The organism is Rhodanobacter thiooxydans LCS2, from assembly GCF_000264375.1.
GTDB classification, from domain to species: domain Bacteria; phylum Pseudomonadota; class Gammaproteobacteria; order Xanthomonadales; family Rhodanobacteraceae; genus Rhodanobacter; species Rhodanobacter thiooxydans.
The window spans coordinates 1-239 of record NZ_AJXW01000044.1; the positions used below are offsets into that span (position 1 = coordinate 1).

General features: G+C 75.3%; 1 pseudogene. It reads right to left on the reverse strand.

What is annotated here, in order from left to right:
- Positions 1-239: pseudogene (locus UUA_RS19610) on the reverse strand (uroporphyrinogen-III C-methyltransferase); the annotation flags it as partial.

Consider the following 239-nt stretch of genomic DNA (forward strand, 5'->3'; position numbering starts at 1 on the left):
GCCAGCTCGCGCGCGAAGCGCGCATCGGCGACCGCCAGCGGCGCGCCGTCGTCGCGCTGCACGCTGACCACGCTGGCGAGCGCGTGGCGGATGCGCGACCAGGCATCGGTGGCCTCGCTCGGGGCGCCGTCGAGCGGTTTCAGCGGCAGCGTGGCGAGCGCATCACGCAATGCCGCCAGTTGCTGCAACGCGCTGGCCTGGCTGGCCGGCTGGCTCTTCTCCAGCGCCTCGCGCTCGGC